This window comes from Streptomyces sp. NPDC057877 (assembly GCF_042796855.1).
Classification (GTDB): Bacteria; Actinomycetota; Actinomycetes; order Streptomycetales; family Streptomycetaceae; genus Streptomyces.
Map to the genome: position 1 here is coordinate 240,011 of NZ_JBHVMS010000003.1, position 25,146 is coordinate 265,156.

General features: G+C 71.6%; 24 protein-coding genes and 1 pseudogene. 3 read left to right on the top strand and 22 right to left on the bottom strand.

All coding sequences use genetic code 11. The annotated features are described in order from the left end of the window. Positions 1–43 precede the first annotated feature (43 nt). From ACFVQG_RS08870 to ACFVQG_RS08895, 6 genes are all read right to left on the bottom strand, one after another. Positions 44–1,258, bottom strand: a complete 1,215-nt coding sequence (locus ACFVQG_RS08870; RefSeq protein WP_383378462.1) for an acyltransferase — start codon at positions 1,256–1,258, stop codon at positions 44–46. Further along, a complete protein-coding gene (locus ACFVQG_RS08875) occupies positions 1,251–2,243 on the bottom strand; it encodes an alpha/beta hydrolase (protein ID WP_383378464.1) in 993 nt (330 codons plus the stop codon). The genes ACFVQG_RS08870 and ACFVQG_RS08875 overlap by 8 nt, the downstream gene beginning before the upstream one ends. A gap of 188 nt (positions 2,244–2,431) precedes the next feature. Continuing rightward, positions 2,432–3,319: an alpha/beta hydrolase family protein gene (locus tag ACFVQG_RS08880; protein ID WP_383378466.1), complete on the bottom strand. Its 888-nt coding sequence runs from the start codon at positions 3,317–3,319 to the stop codon at positions 2,432–2,434. 111 nt (positions 3,320–3,430) lie between these two features. Then, complete coding sequence (gene kynU, locus ACFVQG_RS08885) at positions 3,431–4,591, bottom strand: kynureninase (protein ID WP_383379729.1); 1,161 nt, start codon at positions 4,589–4,591, stop codon at positions 3,431–3,433. Between the two features lie 154 nt (positions 4,592–4,745). Then, positions 4,746–5,585, bottom strand: a complete 840-nt coding sequence (locus tag ACFVQG_RS08890; protein ID WP_383378468.1) for a tryptophan 2,3-dioxygenase family protein — start codon at positions 5,583–5,585, stop codon at positions 4,746–4,748. Between the two features lie 144 nt (positions 5,586–5,729). Beyond that, entirely contained in the window at positions 5,730–6,143 is a 414-nt protein-coding gene (locus ACFVQG_RS08895) for a DUF3151 domain-containing protein (protein ID WP_383378470.1), read from the bottom strand. A 178-nt stretch (positions 6,144–6,321) separates the two neighbouring features. Here ACFVQG_RS08895 and ACFVQG_RS08900 point away from each other — a divergent pair, with 178 nt between their 5' ends. Further along, a complete protein-coding gene (locus ACFVQG_RS08900) occupies positions 6,322–8,274 on the top strand; it encodes an Ig-like domain repeat protein (protein ID WP_383378472.1) in 1,953 nt (650 codons plus the stop codon). 6 nt (positions 8,275–8,280) lie between these two features. On the opposite strand, the gene ACFVQG_RS08905 is transcribed toward ACFVQG_RS08900, so the two are convergent. From ACFVQG_RS08905 to ACFVQG_RS08950, 10 genes and pseudogenes are all read right to left on the bottom strand, one after another. Next, positions 8,281–9,756, bottom strand: a complete 1,476-nt coding sequence (locus ACFVQG_RS08905) for an MFS transporter (protein WP_383378474.1) — start codon at positions 9,754–9,756, stop codon at positions 8,281–8,283. Between the two features lie 63 nt (positions 9,757–9,819). After that, positions 9,820–10,851, bottom strand: a complete 1,032-nt coding sequence (gene fbaA, locus ACFVQG_RS08910) for a class II fructose-bisphosphate aldolase (RefSeq protein WP_383378476.1) — start codon at positions 10,849–10,851, stop codon at positions 9,820–9,822. 125 nt (positions 10,852–10,976) lie between these two features. After that, positions 10,977–11,525 (bottom strand): orotate phosphoribosyltransferase, encoded by a 549-nt coding sequence (pyrE, locus tag ACFVQG_RS08915; RefSeq protein ID WP_383378479.1) that lies wholly within the window; start codon positions 11,523–11,525, stop codon positions 10,977–10,979. 20 nt (positions 11,526–11,545) lie between these two features. After that, positions 11,546–12,334, bottom strand: a complete 789-nt coding sequence (locus ACFVQG_RS08920) for an aldose 1-epimerase (protein ID WP_383378481.1) — start codon at positions 12,332–12,334, stop codon at positions 11,546–11,548. A gap of 49 nt (positions 12,335–12,383) precedes the next feature. Beyond that, positions 12,384–13,166, bottom strand: a complete 783-nt coding sequence (locus ACFVQG_RS08925) for an SRPBCC domain-containing protein (protein ID WP_383378483.1) — start codon at positions 13,164–13,166, stop codon at positions 12,384–12,386. Between the two features lie 91 nt (positions 13,167–13,257). Continuing rightward, positions 13,258–14,895 (bottom strand): polyamine aminopropyltransferase, encoded by a 1,638-nt coding sequence (locus ACFVQG_RS08930; RefSeq protein WP_383378485.1) that lies wholly within the window; start codon positions 14,893–14,895, stop codon positions 13,258–13,260. An 81-nt stretch (positions 14,896–14,976) separates the two neighbouring features. Then, positions 14,977–15,546, bottom strand: coding sequence for a DUF2617 family protein (locus tag ACFVQG_RS08935; RefSeq protein WP_383378487.1), 570 nt, complete (start codon positions 15,544–15,546; stop codon positions 14,977–14,979). Between the two features lie 375 nt (positions 15,547–15,921). Continuing rightward, positions 15,922–16,194, bottom strand: coding sequence for a hypothetical protein (locus tag ACFVQG_RS08940; RefSeq protein ID WP_383378489.1), 273 nt, complete (start codon positions 16,192–16,194; stop codon positions 15,922–15,924). 282 nt (positions 16,195–16,476) lie between these two features. After that, positions 16,477–17,004 (bottom strand): hypothetical protein, encoded by a 528-nt coding sequence (locus tag ACFVQG_RS08945; RefSeq protein WP_383379810.1) that lies wholly within the window; start codon positions 17,002–17,004, stop codon positions 16,477–16,479. Between the two features lie 35 nt (positions 17,005–17,039). Then, positions 17,040–17,180, bottom strand: a pseudogene (locus ACFVQG_RS08950) (site-specific integrase); the annotation flags it as partial. Positions 17,181–17,223: 43 nt separating this feature from the next. Between ACFVQG_RS08950 and ACFVQG_RS08955 the strand changes: the two are divergent. Then, on the top strand, positions 17,224–18,417 hold the full coding sequence (locus ACFVQG_RS08955) for a pyridoxal phosphate-dependent aminotransferase (RefSeq protein WP_383378491.1): 1,194 nt from the start codon (positions 17,224–17,226) through the stop codon (positions 18,415–18,417). A 123-nt stretch (positions 18,418–18,540) separates the two neighbouring features. Here ACFVQG_RS08955 and ACFVQG_RS08960 read toward each other — a convergent pair whose 3' ends face one another. The 4 genes from ACFVQG_RS08960 to clpB form a co-directional block, all read right to left on the bottom strand. Continuing rightward, positions 18,541–19,068, bottom strand: coding sequence for a YbjN domain-containing protein (locus ACFVQG_RS08960; protein ID WP_383378493.1), 528 nt, complete (start codon positions 19,066–19,068; stop codon positions 18,541–18,543). A 105-nt stretch (positions 19,069–19,173) separates the two neighbouring features. Next, positions 19,174–19,695 carry an RloB family protein gene (locus ACFVQG_RS08965; protein WP_383378495.1) on the bottom strand — a complete coding sequence of 174 codons (522 nt, stop codon included), beginning with the start codon at positions 19,693–19,695 and terminating at the stop codon, positions 19,174–19,176. A 46-nt stretch (positions 19,696–19,741) separates the two neighbouring features. Then, the gene (locus ACFVQG_RS08970; protein ID WP_383378497.1) at positions 19,742–20,959 is read right to left on the bottom strand and encodes an ATP/GTP-binding protein; all 1,218 of its coding nucleotides are present in this window, start codon (positions 20,957–20,959) and stop codon (positions 19,742–19,744) included. A gap of 206 nt (positions 20,960–21,165) precedes the next feature. After that, positions 21,166–23,763, bottom strand: a complete 2,598-nt coding sequence (gene clpB / locus ACFVQG_RS08975; RefSeq protein ID WP_383378498.1) for an ATP-dependent chaperone ClpB — start codon at positions 23,761–23,763, stop codon at positions 21,166–21,168. A 174-nt stretch (positions 23,764–23,937) separates the two neighbouring features. Here clpB and ACFVQG_RS08980 point away from each other — a divergent pair, with 174 nt between their 5' ends. Then, positions 23,938–24,354, top strand: a complete 417-nt coding sequence (locus ACFVQG_RS08980; protein WP_383378500.1) for a pyridoxamine 5'-phosphate oxidase family protein — start codon at positions 23,938–23,940, stop codon at positions 24,352–24,354. Positions 24,355–24,505: 151 nt separating this feature from the next. Here ACFVQG_RS08980 and ACFVQG_RS08985 read toward each other — a convergent pair whose 3' ends face one another. Together ACFVQG_RS08985 and ACFVQG_RS08990 are read right to left on the bottom strand one after the other, a co-directional pair. Further along, positions 24,506–24,841, bottom strand: coding sequence for a hypothetical protein (locus ACFVQG_RS08985; protein WP_383378502.1), 336 nt, complete (start codon positions 24,839–24,841; stop codon positions 24,506–24,508). A gap of 5 nt (positions 24,842–24,846) precedes the next feature. Then, positions 24,847–25,032, bottom strand: coding sequence for a hypothetical protein (locus tag ACFVQG_RS08990; RefSeq protein ID WP_383378504.1), 186 nt, complete (start codon positions 25,030–25,032; stop codon positions 24,847–24,849). Positions 25,033–25,146: the final 114 nt, after the last annotated feature.

Below are 25,146 nucleotides of genomic sequence, written 5' to 3' on the forward strand. Positions count from 1 at the left end.
GCCGCGGTCCTCCGCGTACTCCCCGCCGCCCACGGGCTCCACCTTAGGCACGCCGCACCCCCTTGGCCGACCTCGATCCCGGCCCGCGACGGACGAGCACCACCCGGGAGGGCCGCTCCCGCTGCCGCCTCCGCCCCCGCTCGAAGCCGTGGAAGGCACCCCAGCAGACGGCGAGCGCCACCGCGAACACCGGCAGCCAGGCGAACCGGGCCGCCACCCACCCCAGATCGCCGGGGACGGTGTGCAGTCCCGGCAGCCGCCCCGCGAGCAGTCCGGTGGCCGTGGTCGCCATCAGGGCCGTCTGATGCCACAGGAAGACGGTCATCGCGGAGAGGTTGACCAGCGCGACCGCCGCCCAGGCCACCGGCCCGCGCATCGCCCGCCGCAACGGCTGCCGCAGCAGCAGCGCCACCCCGCACTGCGCCAGACCGAAGGTGACGGCGGCCAGCGTCGGCGGGTTCAGGTTGGACACCGCGGCCCCGGGCACCCCGACCATGGACGCCGGATACCCCGCCCAGGCCACCAGCCCGGCCGTCGCCACCGCCCCGCCCACGGCCAGCACCCACCCGGCACGCCGCCGCTCCAGCTCCCCCCGGGTCCAGGCGGCGCCCAGCGTGAAGGGCACCAGCCAGCCCGCCCCCAGATTCACCCAGCCGAGCCAGGCGGGGCCGCCGAAGCCGAACCGGACCAGATCCACATGGAGTACGACGGCCAGCGGCCACAGCGGGTTGACCCGGGCCAGCAGCGGAGTCGCCGCCGTCAGCCCGGCGAACACCAGCAGGAACCACAGGGGTGACAGCGCCAGCTTCACCAGCGCGTGCACGGTCGCCGTCTCCGCCCCCGACAGCAGCAGCGCGAGGGCCGCCACGGTCCACACCGCCAGCACCGCCGCCACCGGCGCGAACAGCCGGGACAGCCGGTCGCCGAGCCACCGCCCGTACGGCACCCCGCGCGCCCGCGCCAAGGCATGACCACGGGTGGCCACATGGCCGCCCACCAGGAAGAACACCGCCAGCGTCTGGAAGGCCCAGGACACCGGCGCCAGCCACGGCAGATACCGCAGCGGGCTCGCGGTGCGCAGCGCGCCGCCGTCCGCGACCAGGGCCGTCACCAGCCAGTGGCCCAGCACCACGCCGAGGATCGCCAGCGCCCGCAGGGCGTCGACGGCCCGGTCCCGGCTCTTTGGTGTGGCGGTGTCGAGACGGTCGGCACCCCGCCGTATGCCGCGCCACACGGCGCGCGGGCCCAGCTCACGCACGGCTCACCTCCGAGGTCTCGCCGAGGACGATCCAGGCGAGGTTGGCCAGGGACGGCGAACCCGGTCTGAAGTAGTCGCTGTGGCCTCCGCTCCCGGCCGCGAAGACCCGGGCGCCGAACTCCGGCGCCATCGGGTCCGGGCCGAGGCCGACGGTCGTACCGAACAGGTCCGCGCTGACGTGCGGCACGTCGGCCACCCAGTCGTCACCCCCGAGGCCCGCCCAGACCCGGGCCCGGGTGCGCAGTGCGGCGGCGGAGTCCGCGCCCGTCCCCGGGCTGCCGATCAGGGCCAGGTCGTCCACCGCCAGACAGGCGGCGGCACGGGCGCAGACGACCGAGCCGTAGGAGTGGCACAGCAGGGACACGCCGCTGTCCGGTCCGGTGATGCCGCGCAACCACCGCACGAACTCCCGCAGCCGGGGCGCGGCCCGCTCGGCGCGGCCGGTCGTCGCCACCGCCGTACTCACCGTGCCCGGCGTCTCGTACCCCAGCCAGGCCACGACCGCGACGCGCGTCCCCGCCGGGGCCTGCCGGACGAGCTGCCGGTGCAGCGCGGACGCGCCCGCGCGGAACCGGTCGTAGGTGTCCAGGCCGGTGTCGGAGCCCGGGACCAGCACGGCGATCCGGTCGGCCCGCGCGAGATCGCCGAAGACCTCGGTGACGAGGCCGGAGCCGCGCCCGTCGAAGGCGAGCAGCGAACGCGCCGGGTCGGCCAGGGCACGGTCCACGGCGGCCCGGCGCCGGTCACCGTGCGCGGCGGCCATCCGGGACGCCTCGACGGCGTTGGCCCGGTGGGCGGCGTACACCTCGTCCAGCGTCCCGGCCGTCACCGCGCCGACCTGTGCGGGCGGCGGGGCGGGCACGCGGGGCCGGGCGGCGGCCGACAGCGGGAACACCACGGCGGCCACGACGAACAGCGCGAGCGGCACGCGGTACCACCGCCGCCGCCCGCCGCCCCGGCCGTACTTCCCCGAGCCCCGCCCCATCGCCGTACCCCCCGCCCAGCGGCCCGCTCATCGGGCCCGTCTGGAGGGGAAGTTACGGATCGGCGGGTGTCGTTCGCGTCCCGCCGGAGAGCTGTCCGTCGGCGTAGCTCTCAGGTACTACGGGTACGACGGGGGCGGGTCCCCGACAGAGCAGGGGACGGATCCCCGGCAGAGTCACACCCCCGGATTCACCACGCCAACTGCATGATCTCCTCCACCACCACCGCGCAGGCGTCCGCCACCGGGTCGATCAGCGGGAAGTGCCCGACGTCCTCCAGCAACGTCAGCCCCACCACCTCCCCGGCCTTCGCCGCCGCGTCCGCGTACGACTCGGCGACCGCCAGGGGCACGTCCACGTCCGTGCGCCCCTGGACGAGAGTGGTCGCGATGCCGGTCGGCAGCAGCAGCGCCGGATCGGCGTAGGGCAGCCGCTCACCGAACTCCGGCTCGGCGCCCAGCAGTTCACGCACCGCACCCCCGCACACATCAAGCTTCCCGGCGACGGAGAAGTCCGCGATCGGGGCGAGGGCGACGACCCCGCGCAACGAGGCGGGCCCGTCGGTGCGCCACGGGGCGTCGGCGGGCAGCAGATGCCGGGCCGCCGCCCACAGGGCGAGGTGCCCGCCCGCGGAGTGCCCGACGAGCACCGTACGGCGCGGGTCCGCCTGCGGTACCTCCCGTATCAGCCGGGGCAGCGCGTCCAGCGCGGCGGCGATGTCGTCGAACGTCTCCGGCCACCGCCCGGCGGCGCCTCCCGTACCGCCCCGCCGGTACTCCACATTGGCCACGGCGAACCCGCGCCGCGCCAGGAAGTCCGCGAACGGCGTGAGGTGCCGCCGGTCGTACGCCGCCCGCCAGGCACCGCCGTGCAGGACGACGACCAGCGGCACGAGGACACCCTCGGCCGCGGGCCCGGCGTCTCGCGGGAGGTAGAAGTCGATGACCTGGTCGGGGTGATCGCCGTACGCCACCGTGCGGTCGGGTTCGACGGGCGGATGGGAGAACGCCGACGCCTCCTCCGCGGCAGCGGCGTCCTGCGGCCCTGCGGCATCTCTGGCGGCGACGGCGTCCGGCATGCTCCAACCCCTCAGCGAAGTCAGTGGAATCAGCGAATCCGTGAATCCGCGAATCCGTGGATCAGCGGAATCAGCGGAATCAGCGAAACTCGGTGGTTGGCCGGGACGGTATCAGCCCGCCCCCAGCACCTCCCCCAGCACCCGAGCCGCCCGCTCCACCTCCCCGAAGCCCACGTACAGCGGCGTGAACCCGAACCGCAGCACATCCGGGTGCCGGAAGTCCCCGACGACCCCCCGCTCGATGAGCCGCCCCATCACCGCACCGGCGTCGGCGCACCGCAGCGCGACCTGGCTGCCGCGCTCGTCGTGCGCCACCGGCGTCACGCTCTCCACGCGCCCGGCGGGGACGTACGCCGCCACGCACTCCAGGAAGAAGTCGGTCAGCGCGAGCGACTTGGCCCGTACGGCGTCGACGGAGACCCCGTCCCACACCTCCAGGGCGGCCTCCAGGGCCAGCATGGACAGGATGTCCGGGGTGCCCACGCGCCCGCGCAGCGCACCGGCCGCCGGTTCGTAGTCGCCGCGCATGCCGAAGGGCTCGGCGTGCGAGTTCCAGCCGGGCAGCGGTGAGTCGAACCGGTCCTGCAGCTCCCGGCGCACATAGAGGTACGCCGGTGAACCGGGGCCGCCGTTCAGGTACTTGTAGGTGCAGCCGACCGCCAGGTCCACGCCGTGCTCGTCGAGCCCGACCGGCAGCGCCCCCGCGCTGTGGCACAGGTCCCACACCGAGACGGCGCCCGCCGCGCGCACCGCGGCGGTGAGGGAGGGCAGGTCGTGCAGGCGGCCGGTGCGGTAGTCGACGTGGTTCAGCAGCACCGCGGCGGTACGGCCGCTCAGCGCGTCCGGCACCTGCGAGGGCGCCACCGGCCGCAGGGTGCGGCCGGTCATCCGGGCGGCGGACTCGGCGATGTAGCCGTCCGTGGGGAAGGTGGTGGCGTCGACGAGGACCTCGTCGCGCTCCTCGCCCGCCAGCCGTACGGCGCCCACGAGCGCCTTGAACACATTGACGCTCGTCGAGTCCCCCACGACGATCTGCCCGGCCGCCGCCCCCACCAGCGGGGCGATCCGGTCGCCGATCCGCTCGGGCGCGGTCCACCAGCCGCTCTCCGTCCAGGAGCGGATGCGCAGCTCGCCCCACTGGCGCCGTACGACGTCGTCCACGCGGGCGGGGACGTCCGCGGGCAGGGCACCCAGTGAGTTGCCGTCGAGGTAGACCGCGTCGTCGAGCACGAACCGGGCGCGCAGGGGGGCCAGTTCGTCTCCGGCGTCCAGCTTCCCGGCCTTCTGGCGCTGCTCGGAAAGCCGCGCGGAGAACTGCTCAGGACGTTGCTCAGCAAGGTGCTCAGGAAGTTGCTCAGGACGTTGCTCAGCAAGTTGCCCAGGGAGTTGCTCACCAAGATGCTCAGGACGTTGCCCAGGGAGTTGCTCAGACATACGACCGCGCCGTCCACAGCTCGGGGAAGACGTTCTTGCGCGCGCGCTTCTCCAGCCACGCCACCCCGGCGGAGCCGCCCGTACCGGGCTTGGCGCCCATGGCACGGCGGGTGGCCACCAGATGGTCGTTGCGCCAGCGCCACACCAGCTCGGCCACGTCCGACAGGGCCTCGCCCAGCCGGGCCAGCTCATCGCCGGGGTCGCCGGAGTAGACGGCCGCCCACGCGGCCTCCACCTCGGCCGACGGCTCGTAGCGCAGCGACACGTCGCGCCGCAGCACCGCCTCCGGGATCGCGTGCCCGCGCCGCGCGAGCAGCCGCAGCACCTCGTCGTAGAGGCTCGGCTCGTGCAGGGCCTTCTCCAGCTCGGCGTGCGCGCGCGGGGCGCCCCGATGGGGCACGAGCATCGACGCGGACTTCTCGCCGAGCAGGAACTCCATCCGCCGGTACATCGCCGACTGGAAGCCGGAGCCCTCGCCCAGGGCCGAGCGGTAGGAGTTGAACTGCTGCGGGGTGAGCTGGCCGAGGGGCTTCCAGGAGGCGTTCAGCGCCTCCAGCTCCCGTGCCGAACGCTTCAGCGCGTCGACCGCGACCGGCACCCGGTCCTCCCGCAGCGCGTCCGCCGCGGTGTCCCACTCGTGGACGATCACGGTGAACCACAGCTCCATCACCTGGGTCGTGACCAGGAAGACCATCTCTCCGGGATCGTCGGAGAGGGTGTGCTGGAGGTGGGTGAGCACGTCCGCCTTGACGTAGTCCTCGTACGGCGTCGTGCCCTGGAAATCGAGATGCGGGGTCTCGGGCTCGTGAGCCTGCTGAGCCTCATGGGACATCGCTGTCTCCTGCTGTGTACTCCGGGTAGCGGTCCGCCCCTGCCGATTCCGGCACGGGGGCCCCGGTCCCCACCAGCATCCTCCGCAATGGCCCCGCCCGCTCGCAAGGCCCGCCTGATCACAGACGGGCCGGGACCACAAGGGTCAGCCCAGGGTCTGGGCCGCCGTCGGCGAGGAGTCCTTCAGGAACTGCGTGCAGCGCGCGTGCTCCTCCTGCTCCCCGATCGCGCCCGCGGCGCGGGCCAGGGCGTGCAGGGCGCGCAGGAAGCCGCGGTTCGGCTCGTGCTCCCACGGCACCGGGCCGTGGCCCTTCCAGCCGCTGCGGCGCAGGGCGTCCAGACCGCGGTGGTAGCCGGTACGGGCGTAGGCGTACGACTCCACGACGCTGCCCCGCTCGAACGCCTCGTCCGCCAGCTGGGCCCAGGCCAGCGAGGAGGTCGGGTACTTCGCGGCGACCTCGGCGGGGGCGGAGCCGTTCGCGAGCAGCTCGCGCGGCTCGGGGTCGTCGGGGAGGTGGGTCGGGGGCGGGCCCCCGAGAAGGTTCTCGTGAATCGTCATGCGTCCAGTCTGCGGCATCCCCGCGGGGTGGGCGGCGGCCGTGGGCACCCCGCCATCCCGGTTGTCAGTGGCATGACTTACTCTTCGCTCACTCGCCACACGCGGCGCACAGGATGTTCACAGACCCGGCCGCGGAAGTGGCCTCCACTTTCGTTCCGGGGGGTTCGAACCCGTGCGTATGCGCACCCTTCCCACCGCCACCGCGCTGGCGGTCCTCTTCAGCTCGGCGGTCCTCGCGACGGCGGCTCCGGCGGCGGCCGACACCAGCCGCCCCGTCCCGGTCTGGGACGTCGACGACACGGTGGTGGACGGCGTCCACCAGCGCGTCTTCCTCAGCGACCGCTACCACGACCAGATCGTGGTCACCGACTACACCGGCCGGGTCGTCACCAGGCTCACCGGTCTGCACCAGGTCCGCGACCTCACCCTGAGCCCGGACTCCGGCACCCTGTACGCCGCCGTGAGCGGCGCCGACAAGATCGTGGCCTTCGACACCGAGCGGCTCACGCCGACGGCGGAGTACCCGACCGGCGACCGGACCATCCCGTCCCGGGTCGCCTACGCCGAGGGCAGGATCTGGTTCGCCTACGGCGACCAGTGGGGCTCCGGGCTCGGCGCCGTCGACCTGACCGCCCAGACCCCGACGGTGACGCTCGACCTGGCCGCCGGTCACGACTGGGCCTCCCCGCCCATGCTGTACGCCGACCCCGACAACCCGGGCACGCTGCTCGCCCTCGACGGCGGCATCAGCTCCGCCCCGATCGTCGTCTACGACATCGCCTCCGGCACCCCGGTGATCCGGACCTCCGCCGAGAAGGGCGGCTTCCACGACGACGCCGCGCTCACCCCGGACGGACAGTCCGTCGTGGTCGCCGGGCCCGGCAACCGGGCCCTGACCGAGTACCGCCTGAGCGACCTCTCGCAGGTGCGGACCTACCCGGTGCCCTCCGAACCGCTGAGCGTCGACATCGCCCCGGACGGCACCGTCGCCGCGACCGTCCTGGACCCCGACGACCTGGGTGACACGTACGTCTTCACCAGCGGCCAGCCCGCCAGCGTCCGCAACCTGGACCACTCCTGGATGCCGTGGGGCGGGCACGCGCTGAGCTGGTCGCCCGACGGCACCAAGCTGTTCGCGGTGACCGGCAACGACGCCTCCACGCGCCTGCACACCATCGACGCGCCGCGCAAGCACGTGCCCGCCCTGACCGTCAACGCCCCCGCCACCGCCCCCCGCGCCCAGTCCCTCACCGTCAAGGGCACCCTGACCGCCACGCTCCCGCTGCCCGCCGGGACCCCGGTCAAGGTCGTCCGGACCGACATGGAGTCACCCGAGGGCAAGTCGCTGGGCACCAAGTACCTCGGCACCGGCGGCAAGTTCTCCTTCACCAACAGCCCGCCCGCGGGCGGCAAGGTGAAGTACACGGTGACCTACGCCGGGGACGCCACCCACACCCCCGCCACCGCCTCCGACACCGTCGAGGTCTCCCGGGCCAAGCCGACGCTGACCCTGAACAACCACGGCAAGAAGTACTCCTACGGCGCCGACGTGAAGTTCACCGCGCACCTCGGTACGACGTACAAGAACCGCAAGGTCGAGATCTACGCCGACCCCTTCGGCAGCGACAAGCCCCGGAAGCTGGTCAAGTCCGGCACCGTCAACTCCAACGGCAACCTGTCCGTCGTACTGGACCTGCGACGGGACACCAAGGTCATCGCGAAGTTCGCGGGCGACGCCCGCTACCAGCCCAGGGCGGTGTCCAGCACGGTCGGCACCCGGGTGCGGGTCTCCACCGCGATCAGCGGCCACTACAAGACCAAGTACGCCTGGAACCACACCTACCACTACATCCACAAGTCCAAGGACCCGGTGTTCACCACCACGATGACCCCGTACCCGGGCCGTCAGCAGCGGCTGCAGTTCCAGGTCTACTACGACGGCACCTGGTACGACAGCGGCTCCGAGTACTTCCCGCTGGACGCGAGCGGGGTCTCGAAGGTACGGCTCACCGGCACGCCCGACACGGGCTGGCGGATGCGGGCCCGGTCGTCGTACTACGACACCACCTCGGGCGACAACGTGAACTCCACGACGCACGGCTCCTGGAAGTACTTCATCTTCACCGGCTGACGCGGATCAGGACAGTCGTCCGCCCCGCCGCCCCTCCAGGGGCGGCACCGCGACCGAGCCATGGGTGTGGCACTCGGGGCGGGCGCAGCCCGGGGGCGGGCGGCGCACCGTCGCGAAGGCCAGCGCCGAGCCCGCGACCAGCACCGCCGCGCAGATCAGCATCGCCCGCCCGAACGCGGCGTCGAAGGCGCCGGGCGACCGGTACGCTTCCGGCCCCATCCCGGCGAGCAGCGGCAGCGCGGCCACGGCCAGCAGGCCCGCCGCGCGGGCCGCCGCGTTGTTGATGCCGCTGGCCAGCCCGGCCCGGCCGGTGTCCACCGAGGCCAGCACGGTGGCGGTGAGCGGCGCGACCAGGGCCACCATGCCGACGCCGAGGACCAGGACGGCGGGCAGGACGTCCCGGGCGTACGACGCGTCCTCCCCCACCCGGATCATCAGCAGCAGGCCCAGCGCGCACAGCAGCGGGCCCACCGTCAGCGGCACCCGCGGGCCGATCCGGTCGCTCAGCTCCCCGGACCGCGCGGAGAACAGCAGCATCAGCAGCGTGGCGGGCAGCAGCGCCGTGCCCGCGCGCAGCGCCGAGTAGCCCGAGACGACCTGCAACTGCACCACACCGAGGAAGAAGAACCCGCCGAACGCCGCGTACACGCACAGCGTGACCAGGTTGACCGCGGTGAACTGCCGGGACGCGAAGATCGAGGGCGGCATCATCGGGTCGGGCCGCCGCCGCTCCACGACCACGAAGCCGACCCCCGCGGCCACCCCCAGCACCGCCGCGCCCACCACGACGGCCCCCGGCCCGCCCTCCCCGGCCTCGATCAGGGCGTAGGTCACCAGCCCGAGGCTCACCGCCCCGAGCGCCGCGCCCAGCACGTCGAACCGCCCGTGCGCCACCTTCCCGTCCCCCGACTCGGGCACGTGCCGCAGCGCCACCGGCACACACACCAGCGCCAGCGGGACGTTCAGCAGGAACACCCACCGCCAGCCGGGGCCGTCCACCAGCCAGCCGCCCAGGAACGGGCCGACCGCCGCCCCGATGCCGCCGAAGCCGGACCACAGGCCCACGGCCCGCCCCCGGTCGTCGGGATGGAACGTCGCCTGGATCAGCGCCAGCGACCCGGGCGTGAGCAGCGCCCCGCCCACCCCCTGCAACGCCCGCGCCGCGATCAGCACCCCCGCGTCGGGGGCGATCCCGCACAGCAGCGAGGCCACCGCGAACCACACCACCCCCACCACGAACACCCGCCGCCGTCCGTACCGGTCCCCGAGCGCCCCGCCCAGCAGGATCAGCCCGGCCAGCGTCAGCATGTACGCGTTGACGGTCCACTGGAGCGCCGCGAGGTCGGTGTCCAGATCGCGGCCGATGCGCGGCAGGGCGACATTGACGACGGTGGAGTCCAGCAGGGCCATGCTGGAACCCAGGACCGTGGTGAACAGCACCCACTTGCCTTGCGGCGAGGCCAGCCGCACATCGGAGGACATGCCCCACATATACAACGAGCCCGGCGCCACCGCGCCGGGCTCGTCGTACAAGTCGTACGTCGTCTACTTCAGCTTCGTACCGGCCGACCGCAGGCTCTTGCAGGCCTCGACGACGCGCGCCGACATGCCCGCCTCGGCCAGCTTGCCCCAGGTGCGCGGGTCGTAGGTCTTCTTGGAGCCGACCTCGCCGTCCACCTTCAGGACGCCGTCGTAGTTGCGGAACATGTGGTCGACGACGGGACGCGTGAAGGCGTACTGCGTGTCGGTGTCGAGGTTCATCTTCACGACGCCGTTCTCCAGCGCCGTGCTGATCTCCTCCGGCGTGGAGCCGGAACCGCCGTGGAAGACGAAGTCGAAGACCTTGTCACCGGCCGGGCGCCCGTACTTCGCGGCGACGCCCTCGTTCAGCTCCTTGAGCAGCTCGGGGCGGAGCACGACGTTGCCCGGCTTGTAGACGCCGTGGACGTTGCCGAAGGACGCGGCGAGCAGGTAGCGGCCCTTCTCGCCCAGGCCGAGGGCCTCGGCCGTACGGAGGGCGTCGTCGACCGTGGTGTACAGCTCGTCGTTGATCTCGTGGGTGACGCCGTCCTCCTCGCCGCCGGTGGGGGTGATCTCCACCTCAAGGATGATCTTCGCGGCGACCGCGCGGGCGAGCAGCTCCTGCCCGATGGCCAGGTTGTCGGCGAGGGTCTCCGCGGAGCCGTCCCACATGTGGGACTGGAACAGCGGGTTCTCACCGCGCGCGACGCGCTCCTCGGAGACGGCGAGCAGCGGACGGACGTACCCGTCGAGCTTGTCCTTGGGGCAGTGGTCGGTGTGCAGGGCCACGGTGACGTCGTACTTCTTGGCGACGATGTGCGCGAACTCGGCGAGGGCCACCGCGCCCGTCACCATGTCCTTGTTGTGCTGACCGCCCAGGAACTCGGCGCCGCCGGTCGAGATCTGGATGATGCCGTCGCTCTCGGCCTCGGCGAAGCCGCGCAGAGCCGCGTGCAGGGTCTGGGACGAGGTGACGTTGATGGCCGGGTAGGCGAACTTGCCTGCCTTCGCCCGGTCGAGCATCTCGTTGTAGACCTCGGGGGTTGCGATGGGCATCTGTCCGCTCCTTGTATGTGCGGGTTGGCGTACTGCGTGCTGACGGCCCTGACCTAGACCTTGGGTGCGACGTCGTTGTCGCCCCCATCTTCCCAGACGGGCCTTCCTCCGGAAGAACCGGAAGCTCAGTGGAGCCCCAGCTCGTCCTTCGAGAAGGCGTACAGGTACGGCACCCCCGCGCCGTCCTGGATCTTCTCCGCGGCGCCGGTCGCCCGGTCGACGATGGTCGCGACGGCGACGACCTCCGCACCGGCCTCCCGGACCGCCTCCACGGCGGCGAGCGGCGAGCCGCCGGTGGTCGAGGTGTCCTCGACCACGAGCACCCGCCGCCCCGCGATGTCCGGCCCCTCGACCCGGCGCTGCAGCCCGTGCGCCTTGGCGGCCTTGCGCACCACGAACGCGTCGAGCCGCTGCCCGCGCGCGGCGGCTGCGTGCAGCATGGCCGCGGCGACCGGGTCGGCGCCCATGGTCAGCCCGCCGACCGCGTCGAACTCCAGCCCGTCGGTGAGGTCGAGCAGCACCTGCCCCACCAGGGGCGCGGCCTCCCCGTCGAGGGTGACCCGGCGCAGATCCACGTAGTAGTCGGCCTCGATCCCTGACGACAGGGTCACCTTGCCGTGCACCACGGCCTTGTCCTTGATCTGCTGAAGCAGCGCAGCACGCACGTCCGTCATGCCTGCCAGCTTAAGGCGGCTCAAAGCCGTCGCCAGCTCCAGGTCGTCGTCGCCTCCAGCGGCTCCAGCGGGGTGACCAGCCGCGGGAGGGTGTTGAGCCCGTTGGGCGGCCCGGTCTGCGGCTCCACGCAGACGGCGGCGTCCTGCTCGTCGTAGACCACGACCCATTCCTCGGGGCTGGTCACCTTCAGCTCCAGCCGTCCCGGCCAGGTGAGGGTGACGTCGACGCCGCCCGGCATGCCGAAGCAGTCGTCCCAGGGGCCGGGCTTGGGGTCGATCCGCCGCCCGGTGGGCAGATGGTCGTCCCCGCGCTCCTCCTGCCACTGCGCGGCGAACCCGATCTCCACCGGGGCGCCGCCGATCTCCCGGTTGAACCACGGGTGCCAGCCGATCTGCGCCGGGAAGGAGGACTCGTACGTCTCCACGGCCATGGTCAGCGTCAGCGCGTCCGGCGCCAGCCCCACCACCTGCGTGACCCGGGCCGGGTAGGGCCAGGGATCGACGAGGTCGTACGTGAGGACCGCCTCGTCGGCGGTGTGCCGGGCGAGGGTCCAGGCGCCGTCGCGGGCGGTGCCGTGGATGGCGTGCGGCGGGGCGTTCAGCGGCATCTGCCGCTCGGTCGCGCCGTCCAGGAACCGTCCGTCACGGATCCGTCCGCACCAGGGGACCATCGGAAAACACCCGAACCGCTCCCCCTGCCGCAGCAGTTCCACACCGCCGACGCGCAGTCCTCCGACCCGGCCGCCGTTGTCCACCTGCACGGTCGCTTCCGCGTCGCCCGCGGTCAACGTGATGTCTTCGTTACTCACGGGACGACCCTACTGTCCCGCGGGAACCGCCCCTCGCGAATACGTCACGTCACCGCCGCTTGCGCAGCACCCGCCCGACCACGATCGACGCCACCACGACCGCCGCCGCGGGGGCGGCCCAGCGCAGGGTGCTGCCGGGGGTGACGGCCTGCGGCGCGGGGACGGGCGCGTAGCGGCCCCGGGGCGGGGCGTGGTCGACCTCCTCGGCGCTGCGGCCGATCATCGTGCGCCGGGCGTGGGCGGCCTCGGCGGGGGGCTCGGGGGCTTCCTGTTCGTCGTCCTCCGGCTCCAGTGCGGACGGCGGCACCTCGGTCTCGTACACGGACGGCACCGGGGCGTCGTCGGCGTCCGGCGCGGCATCGAAGTCCCCGGACGCCGATGGCTCGAAGTCCTCCGTGGCGAGCGACTCGGCGGGCTCGGCGCCGAGCCGTTCCCCGAACCGGTTCAGCAGCCGGGTCAGGGCCGAGGCGACCGTGTCGGCGGAGAGTTCGGTGACCCGTCCGTCCGCGTCCGCGGTCCCGGTGACGACCAGGACGGCGCCGCCCTCGGCGTCCCGCGCGCGCAGCGTGAGCGTGAGCTTGACCGAGCCGCTGCCGCGGGCCTCGGTGGCGTCGCCCTCGACGGTGACCGCGCCGTCCTCCTGGGCGGTGAGCCGCAGGGCGCCGCGGTAGGTGATGCTGGTCGAGCCGATCCGGACCTTCAGCCGACCGGCGACCGGTTCCGCCCCCGCCTCCTGCTGCAGCCCGGGAACCGCCCGGGCCACCCGCGCGGGATCGGCCAGCGCCTCCCGCAACCGCTCGGCGCCAACCGGAATGAAGACCTCGTGCTCCATGTCGACGGAGCCTACCCAGCGGGGCCGGAAATAAGCGGGAAGTGAGAGGGAGGGGCCCAGGGCACCGGTGATCCCGCGAACCACTCACGCCTCATCCGGCATACCGCGGGTGCACCAGCGTGGAAGCCGCCAACCCGTCCACCCGGGTCCGCACCGCCACCCGCGCGTCCCCCACCAGCCCCTCCTGCGTCAGCGTCCGCAGGCGCGGGGCGGCGGGGAGCCGCAGGGGTGGGCGGTGTCCGGGCCCCGCGAGGAGGAAGCCCCAGTCGTGGCCGGAGGGGGAGGGACCGGCCGTGCGGTCGGGGCCCGTGCCGAAGCCGGTGGCGCCGCCGACGCGGTAGGGGGCGGGGCGCAGCCCCGCGGCGCGCATGGTCGTCTCGACGGTCCAGAAGACGCGGGGCCGGGTGGTGACGGGCCCGGCGTGCACGGCGAGCCGTCCGCCGTCGGTGAGCACCTGCCGGGCCAGGCCGTAGAACTCCTGGGAGTACAGCTTGGCGCTGGCCGTGATGCCCGGGTCGGGGAGGTCGGAGATCATGACGTCGTACGACGTGGTGGGCGCCCGGCGCAGCCAGTGGAAGGCGTCGCCGGTGGACACCCGCACGCGCGGGTCGGCGTAGGCGTGGCGGTTGAGCGCGGCGAGGGCCGGGTCCTCGCGGGCGAGCCGGACGACGGCCGGGTCAAGCTCCACGATGTGGACCTCCCGCACCCCGGGGTGGCGCAGCACCTCACGGGCGGCGAGCCCGTCGCCGCCGCCGAGGATGAGCACGCGCGCGTGCGGGCCGTTCATCGCGGGGTGGACGAGCGCCTCGTGGTAGCGCCGCTCGTCCTGCCCGCTGATCCGCAGCCGCCCGTCGAGGAAGAGGTCGAGGGGGCGCCCGTGGGTGCCGCCGGTAATGACGATCTCCTGGATGTCGCTCTGCAGGGCGACGCGGACGCCCTTGCCGTAGACGGCCTGGCGGGCGGCGCGTTCGAAGTCGTCGACGAGTACGGCGGTGGCGGCGAGCACGCCGAGCACGGTGAGGTTGGCGACGGCCAGCAGCCACCGGCCGCGCCGGGTGAGGTCGCCGCGGAACAGGCCGAGGACGAGGGCGCCGCCCGCGATGACGTTGACGGCGCCGGTGAGCAGCGCGCCGGTCAACTGGCCCAGGAACGGCAGGAGAAGGAAGGGGAAGGCGAGCCCGCCGACCAGCGCGCCGACGTAGTCCGCGGCGAACAGGTCGGCGACGGCGCGGCCCGCGTCCTGCCGCCGGATGCGCTGGATCAGCTCCATCAGCAGCGGGATCTCGGCGCCGATCAGCAGGCCTATCGCGAGCGAGAAGGCGACCAGCAGACAGCGCGGGCCGTAGGCCCAGACGCCGCCCCAGTCGCCGGTCCAGGCGAAGACGGCGTACAACACCAGGGCGCTGCATCCGCCGATGAGGGCGAGCACCACCTCGACGGCGCCGAACCCGGCGGCGGCATGGCTGCGCAGCCGCTTGGCGGCGAGGGAGCCGACACCCATCGCGAAGACCATCACGGAGAGGATGACGGATGCCTGGGTGACCGAGTCGCCGATCAAGTACGCGGCGAGGGCGACGAGTTCGAGTTCGTAGACGAGTCCGCAGGCCGCGCAGACGAAGACGCCCGCGAGGACCAGGAACCGTCCGGTGTCCGGCCTGACGGGGAGCCTCGCGGGGCCGCGCCAGGGCGGCGGGGCGCCGGGGCGGGCCGGCGCGTGCGGGTCGATCACAACAGGGACGTTACGTCACGGATGTGCAGCGGCTCGTCACCCACACGTGTGGACATGCATGTCCTATGGGCGTTCGGCGTTTCAGACGGCGGACGGGTCGAGCCGCCCCGGTTCGGCCCCCGCGCGCGGTCTCGCCGCGGCCCTCCGCGCCCGTACGCCGACCCTCGTCCGCGTGGCCACCAACTGCCCGTCCTGCGGGTAGGCGTGCCAGGTGCGCCAGTGCACCTGGCCCTCGTGGCGCTGGGCGAGCATCGCGGTGAAGGCGTGTGGGCTGCCGGGGAAGACCCCGGCGAGGCCGTGCGGATGGTCGGAGACGAGGGCCAGCAACTCCTGGGCGCGGCCCGCGAAGGAGCCCGGGGAGAGGACCTCGACGCGTGCGGCGAACTCGTACTCCCAGTCCCCGACCCGCTTGGCGACGCCCAGCGGGAGGGGCGTGCTGCTGCCGGGGATGCACGCGACCGTCTCCGAGCAGTGCACCCGCCCTTCCTCGAGGAGCACTTGGTGGGAGGCGCCGAGCAGTCGCAACTGGAGCTTGGCACCGGTCAGTTCGAGATCGAGGGTGGCAAGCGCGGGCAGCGGCTCACGCCCCAGCGCCCAGGCGAGGTCGGCAGCGCGCGTATCGGTGTAGGAGGTCTTCAGGGTCGTGAGCATGGATCGGCTCCGCTGGCACGCAAAGAAAAGGCGGTGTGGGGTTTCGGAGTACCCGGTCGGCGCCGGATGTACCCCGGTCTGCACCGGGGGAGATCGCCCGGTCAGCCCGGACAGCCCGGTCGGGAGTCGGAAGGTGTCCGAGGGACGTCCACGGGCTGCGTTGGTGATTTAGAGGGAATCACGAACTGTGGCGCCGCCACAGCGTTTTTACCCAACTTCGTAGGGTTTCCATCCCTCAGAGGGCTCCCCAGCTCAACTGTTCAACTACGGCGTACGCCTGTCCGGTTGAAGCGCGCGCCGGGGCGCCCTCACACGGCGAGGCGCCCGCCGGTTCGGATGAACCGACGGGCGTCCGTGCGGACTTCGTCTCCCGTGTCAGCTGCCGCCCCCGCAGCCACCACCGCCACCACCGCCACCACCGCAGGACGCACCGCCCCCGCACGAGTGACCCCCCGAGTCACCCGAGCCCGCCCACCAACTACCGGCGCTGCTGGAGCCGTTCCACCCCGCGCTGCGGCCGACCCGCGTCCGCGGCGGCCGCCGCCGCAGCAGCGACACCACGGCGAACACCCCGCTGACCACCAACGCCACGGCCACCACCGTCATCACACCGACCACGACGCCCCCCACTCCCAGGCCCAGCTGCATGGCGCCCTCCTTCCGTTCCCCCGAAGCGGCCCCCCGTGGGCGCCTCGCACGTTGTGTGAACGGGGGATGCCCCGCGCTTTCGCGGCCCAAAGCACAGTTGAGGAACTCCAGAGGGTTCTCGCGTGGCCACGGCCCCTGACCTACGCGGAAGGGCGGTTCAGCGGCCGTGCGGGGCCCACTGGGCCGCCTGTGGGCCGTGATCTTCCTCCGGGATCGCTGAAACCCGGAGTCGATGGCTCGCCGGTCACGCTCGCGCCTCATTCGAGGGGCGCCCGCCGGTGCTCAGAGCCTGCGCCAGCCCTCCGCCGCGGAGTCCCAGACCCAGCGCACGATGCCTTCGGTGGTCAGCGCCTTGCCCTCCCAACTCCCCTCCTGCCAGTGGACCCAGCCCGCCGAGAAATGATCGACAGGCGGGTCGGCCTTGCAGAGGTCGACCAGGTGCAGCAGCCCTTCGGCCGGTAGATCCTCCGGGACTGTCAGGCGCCATCCGTACTCCAGACAGAGGCTGACAGACCTGGGGTGATCGCTGTCAGAACCAGAACCAGGACCTTGGTCATCGTCCCCCTCTTCCGCCCTTCGCCGCAGGAAGCCACGCACCGCGGTACGCGTGCGCTCGTCAAGGCCCTCAGCGAGCCTGGTCCCGAAGTGACTGAGGACCGCTTGCAGAAAGGGACCTACTGCCAGCCCGGCTGCGACACTCCACACAAGGTCACTACCAGCGGTGTATACCTGGTCGGCTTGCTGGAGATCTTCATGGGCATCCGTCCCCTCAACGACTCGGTCTTGTGAGGGCACCAGTTCGTCAGACAACGCCGCCTCCTTCGTCCAGACGAGCATGCCAGCTCGGCAACCGGCCACACCGAGTCGATGGCCCGCCGGGCCCGCTCACGACCGCCGGGCATCAGGTGGGCGTACGCCCGCAGGGTGAGGCCTGGGTCGGTGTGCCCCACGTACTCACTGACTGCCTTGACGTCCTCGCCCGCGTCCCACACGAAGGTGAGTTGAGCAACGCCGGACCTTGGGCGCAGGATGACCGCCATGACGTCCACCACGCGCCCCTTCCTCAACCGTCGGCTCGCCGAGTTCGGGACGACGATCTTCGCCGAGATGTCGGCGCTGGCGCTGCGCACCGGGTCGATCAACCTGGGCCAGGGCTTCCCCGACACCGACGGCCCCGAGGAGATCCGCGAGGCCGCCGTCCGCGCCCTGCGCGACGGCCGCGGCAACCAGTACCCCCCGGGCCCCGGCATCCCCGAACTCCGCACGGCCGTCGCCGCCCACCAGCAACGCCGCTACGGGCTGTCCTACGACCCCGACACAGAGGTCCTGGTCACCGCGGGCGCGACAGAGGCGATCGCGGCATCCCTCCTGGGCCTGCTGGAGCCCGGTGACGAGGTGATCGCCCTGGAGCCGTACTACGACTCCTACGCGGCCTGCATCGCCATGGCGGGCGGCACCCGCGTACCGGTGACCCTGCGCCCGCACGAGGGCACGTTCCGCCTGGACCTGGACGAGCTGCGGGCCGCGGTCACCCCCCGCACCCGCCTCCTCCTGATCAACACCCCGCACAACCCGACGGGCACCGTCCTGACCCGCGAGGAACTCACCGCGATCGCCGACCTGGCGGTCACCCGCGACCTGCTCGTCATCACCGACGAGGTCTACGAACACCTCGTCTTCGGCCCGGCGGAACACATCCCCCTGGCCACCTTCCCGGGGATGCGCGAGCGCACGGTCACGATCTCGTCGAGCGGCAAGACGTTCTCGTACACGGGCTGGAAGGTCGGCTGGGTCACGGCGCCTCCCGCCCTGGTCACCGCCGTGCGCTCGGCCAAGCAGTACCTGACCTACGTCTCCGCGGGCCCCTTCCAGTACGCCGTCGCGGAGGCCCTGGCGCTGCCCGACAGCTACTTCACCGCCTTCCGCGACGACATGCGCACCAAGCGCGACCTCCTGGCGGACGGCCTGACGGAGGCCGGTTTCGAGGTCTTCCGGCCGTCCGGCACCTACTTCATCACCACCGACATCCGACCGCTCGGCGAATCGGACGGGTTCGCGTTCTGCCGGGCCCTGCCGGAACGCGCGGGCATCGTCGCCATCCCCAACGCGGTCTTCTACGACCACCGGGAGGCGGGCGCGCCGTTCGTGCGGTTCGCGTTCTGCAAGCGGGAGGCGGTGCTGGAGGAGGCGGTGGAGCGGCTGAAGGCGCTGTCCAAGGGCTGACGGAAAAGAGCCGACGGAAGAGGGCCGACGGAAAAAGGGCCGACGGAAGTGGGCCGACGGAAAAGGGGGCGCGGGCCGCACCGGCCCACGCCCCCTGTCTCCGACTGTGTTGTCTGCCGGGGCCTACTCGTCGCCCTCGGGCTTCTCCGAGTCATTGACCTCCTGCTCCAGGCCGAGCTGCTCGACCAGCCAGCGGTCGAACTCGATGGCCGCGCGCACCCAGCTCACCGTCGACGAGACGAAGAACTCCAGGTTCACGCCGGTGCCGACGAGCATCTGGGCCTCGCCGATCAGGCGGACGGTGCCGTCGTCGTGGGTGTGGCTGTAGACCTTGGGCCACAGCGTGCGGCGGTTCCAGTCGTCGATCGACTCGAGAAGCTGGGGCTTCTCGTCGATCTTGTGGGGGCGGTCGTAGAACGTCCGCACCGAGTAGACCTGCTGGTCACCCTCGCCACGGAACATGAAGTACGTACGGAACTGCTCCCACGGCGCCGCGAGGTCACCCTCTTCGTCGACGACATACTTCAGCTCCATCTGGTCGAGGAGCTGCTTCACAAGGTCCTGATCCGGGACGACGGGGCCTGCCGGTCCTTGGGACTGCGGCTGGGGCTGGCCCCCGAAGTTCGGAATCGAGGACGGGTCGATGGTCACCGTGAATTTCCCTTCGTACGGATTCCGCCATCCTCCCCCATGCGGGGAGGGGGGTGGCAAGCCCCGACATCCCTGTCAGCCCTGGGCTGACACGATCCGGTCACGTCAGCGATCGTCCATCCGCTCCACGAGCCGCCATACGCTGGTGGACGGGTTGCTTTCGTGGTCCTCACCGCTCGGATCGAGTCGCCGGGCACGCTCCACGGCCTCCCCGCGCCCCTCCCGGAAGCGACCGAAGTCGAGGCGCGTCTTGTCGTAGCCAGGCACGTGCCTCTGCAACAGGGGCAGCAGTTTCCTGTACGTCGCGACGTGTGCGGTCTGCGGAGCGAAGTGGAGCAGCAGCCACAGCTCGAAGCACGGATTGGAGACCGCCACCCGGATGCCCGCCCGGCGCGCGGCGACGACCGCCTCGGCGACGTCGACGAACTGGTCCACGTCGAAGACGCACCACACCTCGTCGAAGCTTCCCCTACTGAGGTCACGCTGGGTCCTGGCGTAGGCGACGAGCTGAGTGGGTGAGCAGGCCTTGCCTCGCACCACGACGGAGACCGCGGAATTGCGCAGGTGCTCCCGTAAGCCCTGAAGGTACTGGCGCTCCGTCTCCTTGCTGCCGCAGACGACGAGCATCGTCCGCGCGGACCGCCGGACAGGGCCGCGGCGACGGCCTGATCCCTCACGTGGAAACGGCTTCGCCACGCGCCCTCCAGAACTCCCGGATCACGTCTTCGAGCGCGGTGTCAGGCAGGAACGGGACCGCGCCGTAGCTGCCCGCCAGATAGCGCCGCTCGAAGTTCTCGCCCTTGCGCGGCTTGAAGTCACTGAGCGGGTACAGCTCGGACGCGCCGGTCTCCGGGCTCTTTTCGACGAACCAGACCTGGTCGCGCCGGAGGATCTCCTCACCGAGCATGGTGCCCAGCAGGGAAGCGCTGTGTGTGGTGAAGATCAGCTGTGCGCCGAGCGGGTTGAGTTCCGGGAGCTGGAACAGCTTGACGAGCTTGGCGGTCAGGAGGGGGTGGAGACTGACGTCCACCTCATCGATCCAGACCTGGTCGCCCGCGCCGAGAGCTGCCAGTGCGTAGGAGGCGAGGTTCACCCACGTCTTGGTCCCGGCGGACTCCTCCTCCGCCGCCAACAGAAACTCCTCGTCCCCCACACGATGCACGAACTGCAGCGACTTCAGCATGGCCTCCTTGAGTTCGGCCGGTCTGTCGTCCCAGTCCTCATCGCCCGCGAACGTCTTGGCGAGTGCCGCGTCGTCGGCGCCCTGACGCACCCCGTGGACGCCGAGATCCGCCGCTTTCAGGACAGCGTCCCCTCTCGCGATACCCGCGCGCTCGAGAAGCGCGTAGATGACGGTGAGACCCGCGCCATGCGTGGTGAGGGCATGCCGCGTGCTGTCGTCGACGACGACGGATGCCTTCAGCTTGGCCCAGACGGTCCCCAACCTCGGGTGGGCTGTCTGAGCGGCAGCGGAAAGGTAGAGACTGTTGGGCCGCATCACCCGCTCCGCGGCGACGCGTTCCCCGGTGAGTGAACTCCCGAACGTCACGTCCATCTTCCGACGCTCGAAGAGGACCCGCTTGCGGCCCTTGGGATAGGCGTACAGCCACTCCTCCTCGACGGCCGTGTCCGAAACCGCGAAACCGTAGACGTATCGGATTCCGGTGATCAGGATGTCCACGGCGTACGTCGAGGGTTCCTTCCTGCTGTCCTTGTCCAGCAGGAAGGGCCATCGCCTGATCGGAGCGCCCGGCACCCACCGGGCCTGCGACTGCTCCACGCATTCGAGGAAGAACCTGTAGGCATCGAGCAGCGTCGACTTTCCCGAGGCGTTCGCCCCGTAGAGGGCAGCCACCGCCAGGGCAGGCCGTTCTTCCTCGTACACGGGCACGAGGCTCAGCTCCTGCGGCTCGCGCAGTGATCCGTGGTTGGCCACCCGAAAGCTCAGTAGCACCTGGACTTCTCCCTTCGCCGCCTTGTGCGCAAGTGAATCGCAGCACTTGCCCTTTCCTGATGCTACTGCCCCCTGACAGACCCGGACAGGCCCGCCACCCAGCAGGGTGACGGGCCTGAACCCGCATCGCCTACATCAGCCACTCACAGCGTCTTGCCCGTAGCCGGGCCCACGATCAGCCCCTCCCCGAAGGTGTCCACCCGGACCGTGTCGCCGTCCTGGATCTCGCCGGACAGGATCTCCTTCGCGAGCCGGTCGCCGATGGCGGTCTGGACGAGGCGGCGCAGGGGGCGGGCGCCGTAGGCCGGGTCCATGCCCTCGTCGGCCAGCCAGGCCAGGGCGGCGGGGGTGATGTCGAGGGTCAGTCGGCGTTCGGCCAGACGGCGTGCCAGGCGGTCGATCTGGAGGCGGGCGATCCGGCTCAGCTCGTCCTTGGTGAGGGCCGAGAAGACCACCAGGTCGTCGAGGCGGTTGAGGAACTCCGGCTTGAAGGAGGTCCGCACGACCTCCAGGACCTGCTCCCTCTTCTCCGCCTCGGTCGTCATCGGGTCGACCAGGAACTGGCTGCCCAGGTTCGACGTCAGCACCAGGATCGTGTTGCGGAAGTCGACCGTGCGGCCCTGGCCGTCGGTGAGGCGGCCGTCGTCCAGTACCTGGAGCAGGATGTCGAAGACCTCGGGGTGCGCCTTCTCCACCTCGTCGAGGAGTACGACGCTGTACGGGCGGCGCCGCACGGACTCGGTGAGCTGGCCGCCCTCCTCGTAGCCGACGTAGCCGGGGGGCGCGCCGACCAGCCGGGCCACGCTGTGCTTCTCGCTGTACTCGCTCATGTCGATGCGGACCATCGCCCGCTCGTCGTCGAAGAGGAAGTCGGCGAGCGCCTTGGCCAGCTCGGTCTTGCCGACACCGGTCGGCCCGAGGAAGAGGAAGGAGCCGGTCGGGCGGTCGGGGTCGGCGATCCCGGCGCGGGAGCGGCGTACGGCGTCGGAGACCGCCTGCACGGCCTCCCGCTGCCCGATCAGCCGCTTGCCCAGCTCGTCCTCCATCCGCAGCAGCTTCTGCGTCTCGCCCTCCAGGAGCCGCCCGGCCGGGATGCCGGTCCAGGAGGCGACGACGTCGGCGATGTCGTCGGCGCCGACCTCCTCCTTGACCATGGTGTCCCGGGCGACCTCCTCCTCGGCCTCGGAGGCGGCCTCCAGGTCCCGCTCCAGGGCCGGGATCTCGCCGTACAGCAGCTTGGACGCGGTGTCGAAGTCGCCGTCGCGCTGGGCGCGTTCGGCCTGGCCGCGCAGGTCGTCGAGCCGCTCCTTCAGCTCACCGACGCGGTTGAGGGACTGCTTCTCCTTCTCCCAGCGGGCGTTGAGGCCGCGCAGCTCCTCCTCCTTGTCGGCGAGGTCACGGCGCAGCTTCTCCAGCCGCTCGCGGGAGGGGACGTCGGTCTCCTTGCTGAGCGCCAGCTCCTCCATCCGCAACCGGTCGACGGCGCGCTGGAGTTCGTCGATCTCGACCGGGGAGGAGTCGATCTCCATCCGCAGCCGGGACGCCGCCTCGTCGACGAGGTCGATGGCCTTGTCGGGGAGGAAGCGGGAGGTGATGTACCGGTCGGAGAGGGTGGCCGCCGCGACCAGCGCGCTGTCCGCGATCTGCACCTTGTGGTGGGCCTCGTAGCGGCCCTTGAGTCCGCGCAGGATCGCGATCGAGTCCTCGACGCTCGGCTCGGCGACCAGCACCTGCTGGAAGCGCCGCTCCAGCGCCGCGTCCTTCTCGATCCGCTCGCGGTACTCGTCGAGGGTGGTCGCGCCGACCATCCGCAGCTCACCGCGGGCGAGCATCGGCTTGAGCATGTTGCCCGCGTCCATGGCGGAGTCGCCCCCGGCACCGGCGCCGACCACGGTGTGCAGCTCGTCGATGAAGGTGATGATCTGGCCGTCCGAGTCCCTGATCTCGGCGAGCACGGTCTTCAGCCGCTCCTCGAACTCACCGCGGTACTTGGCCCCGGCGACCATCGCGCCCAGGTCGAGCGCGACCAGCCGCTTGTTCTTCAGCGACTCGGGGACGTCGCCCTTGACGATCCGCTGGGCGAGCCCCTCGACGACGGCGGTCTTGCCGACGCCCGGCTCACCGATGAGGACGGGGTTGTTCTTGGTGCGGCGGCTGAGCACCTGCACGACACGCCGGATCTCGGTGTCCCGGCCGATGACCGGGTCCAGCTTGCCCTCGCGGGCGGCCTCGGTGAAGTCGGTGCCGAACTTCTCCAGGGCCTTGTACTGCCCCTCGGGGTCGGCGGTCGTGACCCGGCGCGCGCCCCGGGCCTTCTCGAAGGCGGCCAGCAGCTTCTTGTCGCCCGCCCCCTGCCGCGTCAGTACGTCACCGGCGGCCCCGCCCTTGGCGGCGATGCCGATGAGCAGGTGCTCGGTCGACAGGTACTCGTCGCCGAGGTCCCTGGCGCGCGCCTGCGCGTCCGCGATGACGGAGAGCAGCTCGCGGTTGGGCTGCGGGGGCGCGACGGTCGACCCGGTGACGCTGGGCAGCCCGGCGAGGATCTTCTCCGCGCCGGAGCGTACGGCGGCCTGGTCGGCGTCGACCGCCGCGAGCAGGTCGGTGATGTTCTCGTTGTCCTGCCCCTGGAGCAGCGCGAGGAGCAGGTGGGCGGGCGTGAGGTCGGGGTGTCCCTCGGTCACGGCCCGGTTGCCGGCCGCGTTGATCGCTTCCCGGCTCCGGTTGGTCAGCTCGGCGTCCACGTTCGCGTTCTCCTCCAAGCGCTCTCGTACAGGCACTGGTCCAGGCACTCGGCCAGGCGTTCGTCGTTGCTCTCGCGGTGCTGACTCCAGCAACGTACACAAACTTGAGTCTATTCCACTCAAGTCCGGTCCCGGGAGGGCAACGGCGCCCTGAAGGGGTTAAGTTCCCGGACCATGGCCACCTCGTACTCCATGGACCCCGGCGATCCGGACCAGCCCTACCTCAGCTTCTGGCTGGAACGGCACCTGTGCACCCTGACGACCCCCCGCCCGGACGGCACCCCGCACGTCGTACCGGTCGGTGTCACCTACGATCCCACCGCCCGGCTCGCCCGGGTCATCGCCGACAAGTCCAGTGCGAAGGTGGCCAACATCCTGGCCGCGGGCCCGGACGGCGCCCCGGTGGCCGTCTGTCAGGTGGCGGGCCGCCGCTGGGCGACGCTGGAGGGGCGCGCGGTGGTGCGCACCGACCCCGACCGGGTCGCGGAGGCGGAGCGGCGCTATGCCGAGCGGTACGGCCGGATCCCGACCCCGAAGCCGACCCGGGTGGTGATCGAGATCGCGCTGACGAGTGCGATGGGCCGTGGATGATACGGGTCTGCGACTGATTCCAGCCACGTCCACGATCACCGGATACCCGTCCATACCGGCGCATACGACAGCGGCGTCACCGTGTTCAGGTCACGGTGACGCCGCTGCGGGGGGAAGCACCTGAGCGATCTTTTACGACGGGGGAATCGCGTCAGGCACTGCGGGGGGTGGCTGAGATGGTCCGTGGGGCCGGGGCCTCCGGCTCCGCCAGCCGATGGTCTCGCTGGTCCAGATTCACAAAGATCATTCCGTACCGAATGGCACACCGCACGGGCTGCGGCGCCCCTCGCGGCTTGCGCAGGCACCGGTACGCCCGTACGTCGCCGTCCTCGTCCCGGGTGACCACGACCGGCTCACCGAAGACGGTCACCATCAGCGAGTCACCGTTGTGGGGGAGAGCGGTGACCAGGTCGATGAAGTGCCATCCGGAGCGGTAGGCCGTGGCCATCTCGCGTCGGAAGGAGCGGTCGTCAGGAGGCGTGGTCATGGTCATCAGTCCCACTTGCTATCGGCGGGAAAGTACGCCGGCTGTTCACCGACGTCCGCGACAACAACGGGCTGCTCGCCATCCGCCTCGTGCGCGTCACCCTTCGCACCGGAGAGGCCCGCCAGGGTTCCGACGGCCACAACGGCGGAGAAGGCGGCAACAAGCACCGAGCGAAGCATTCTCTTGCGCATAGTCGGCTTCGTCCTCACTTGAAGGTCCCCTCACTCCCCCGTCGGATAAGACGATGGCTCATTCAGGTACGTCATGGCCACACGAACGGTGCATCATGTTCCTGCACGTTCAGG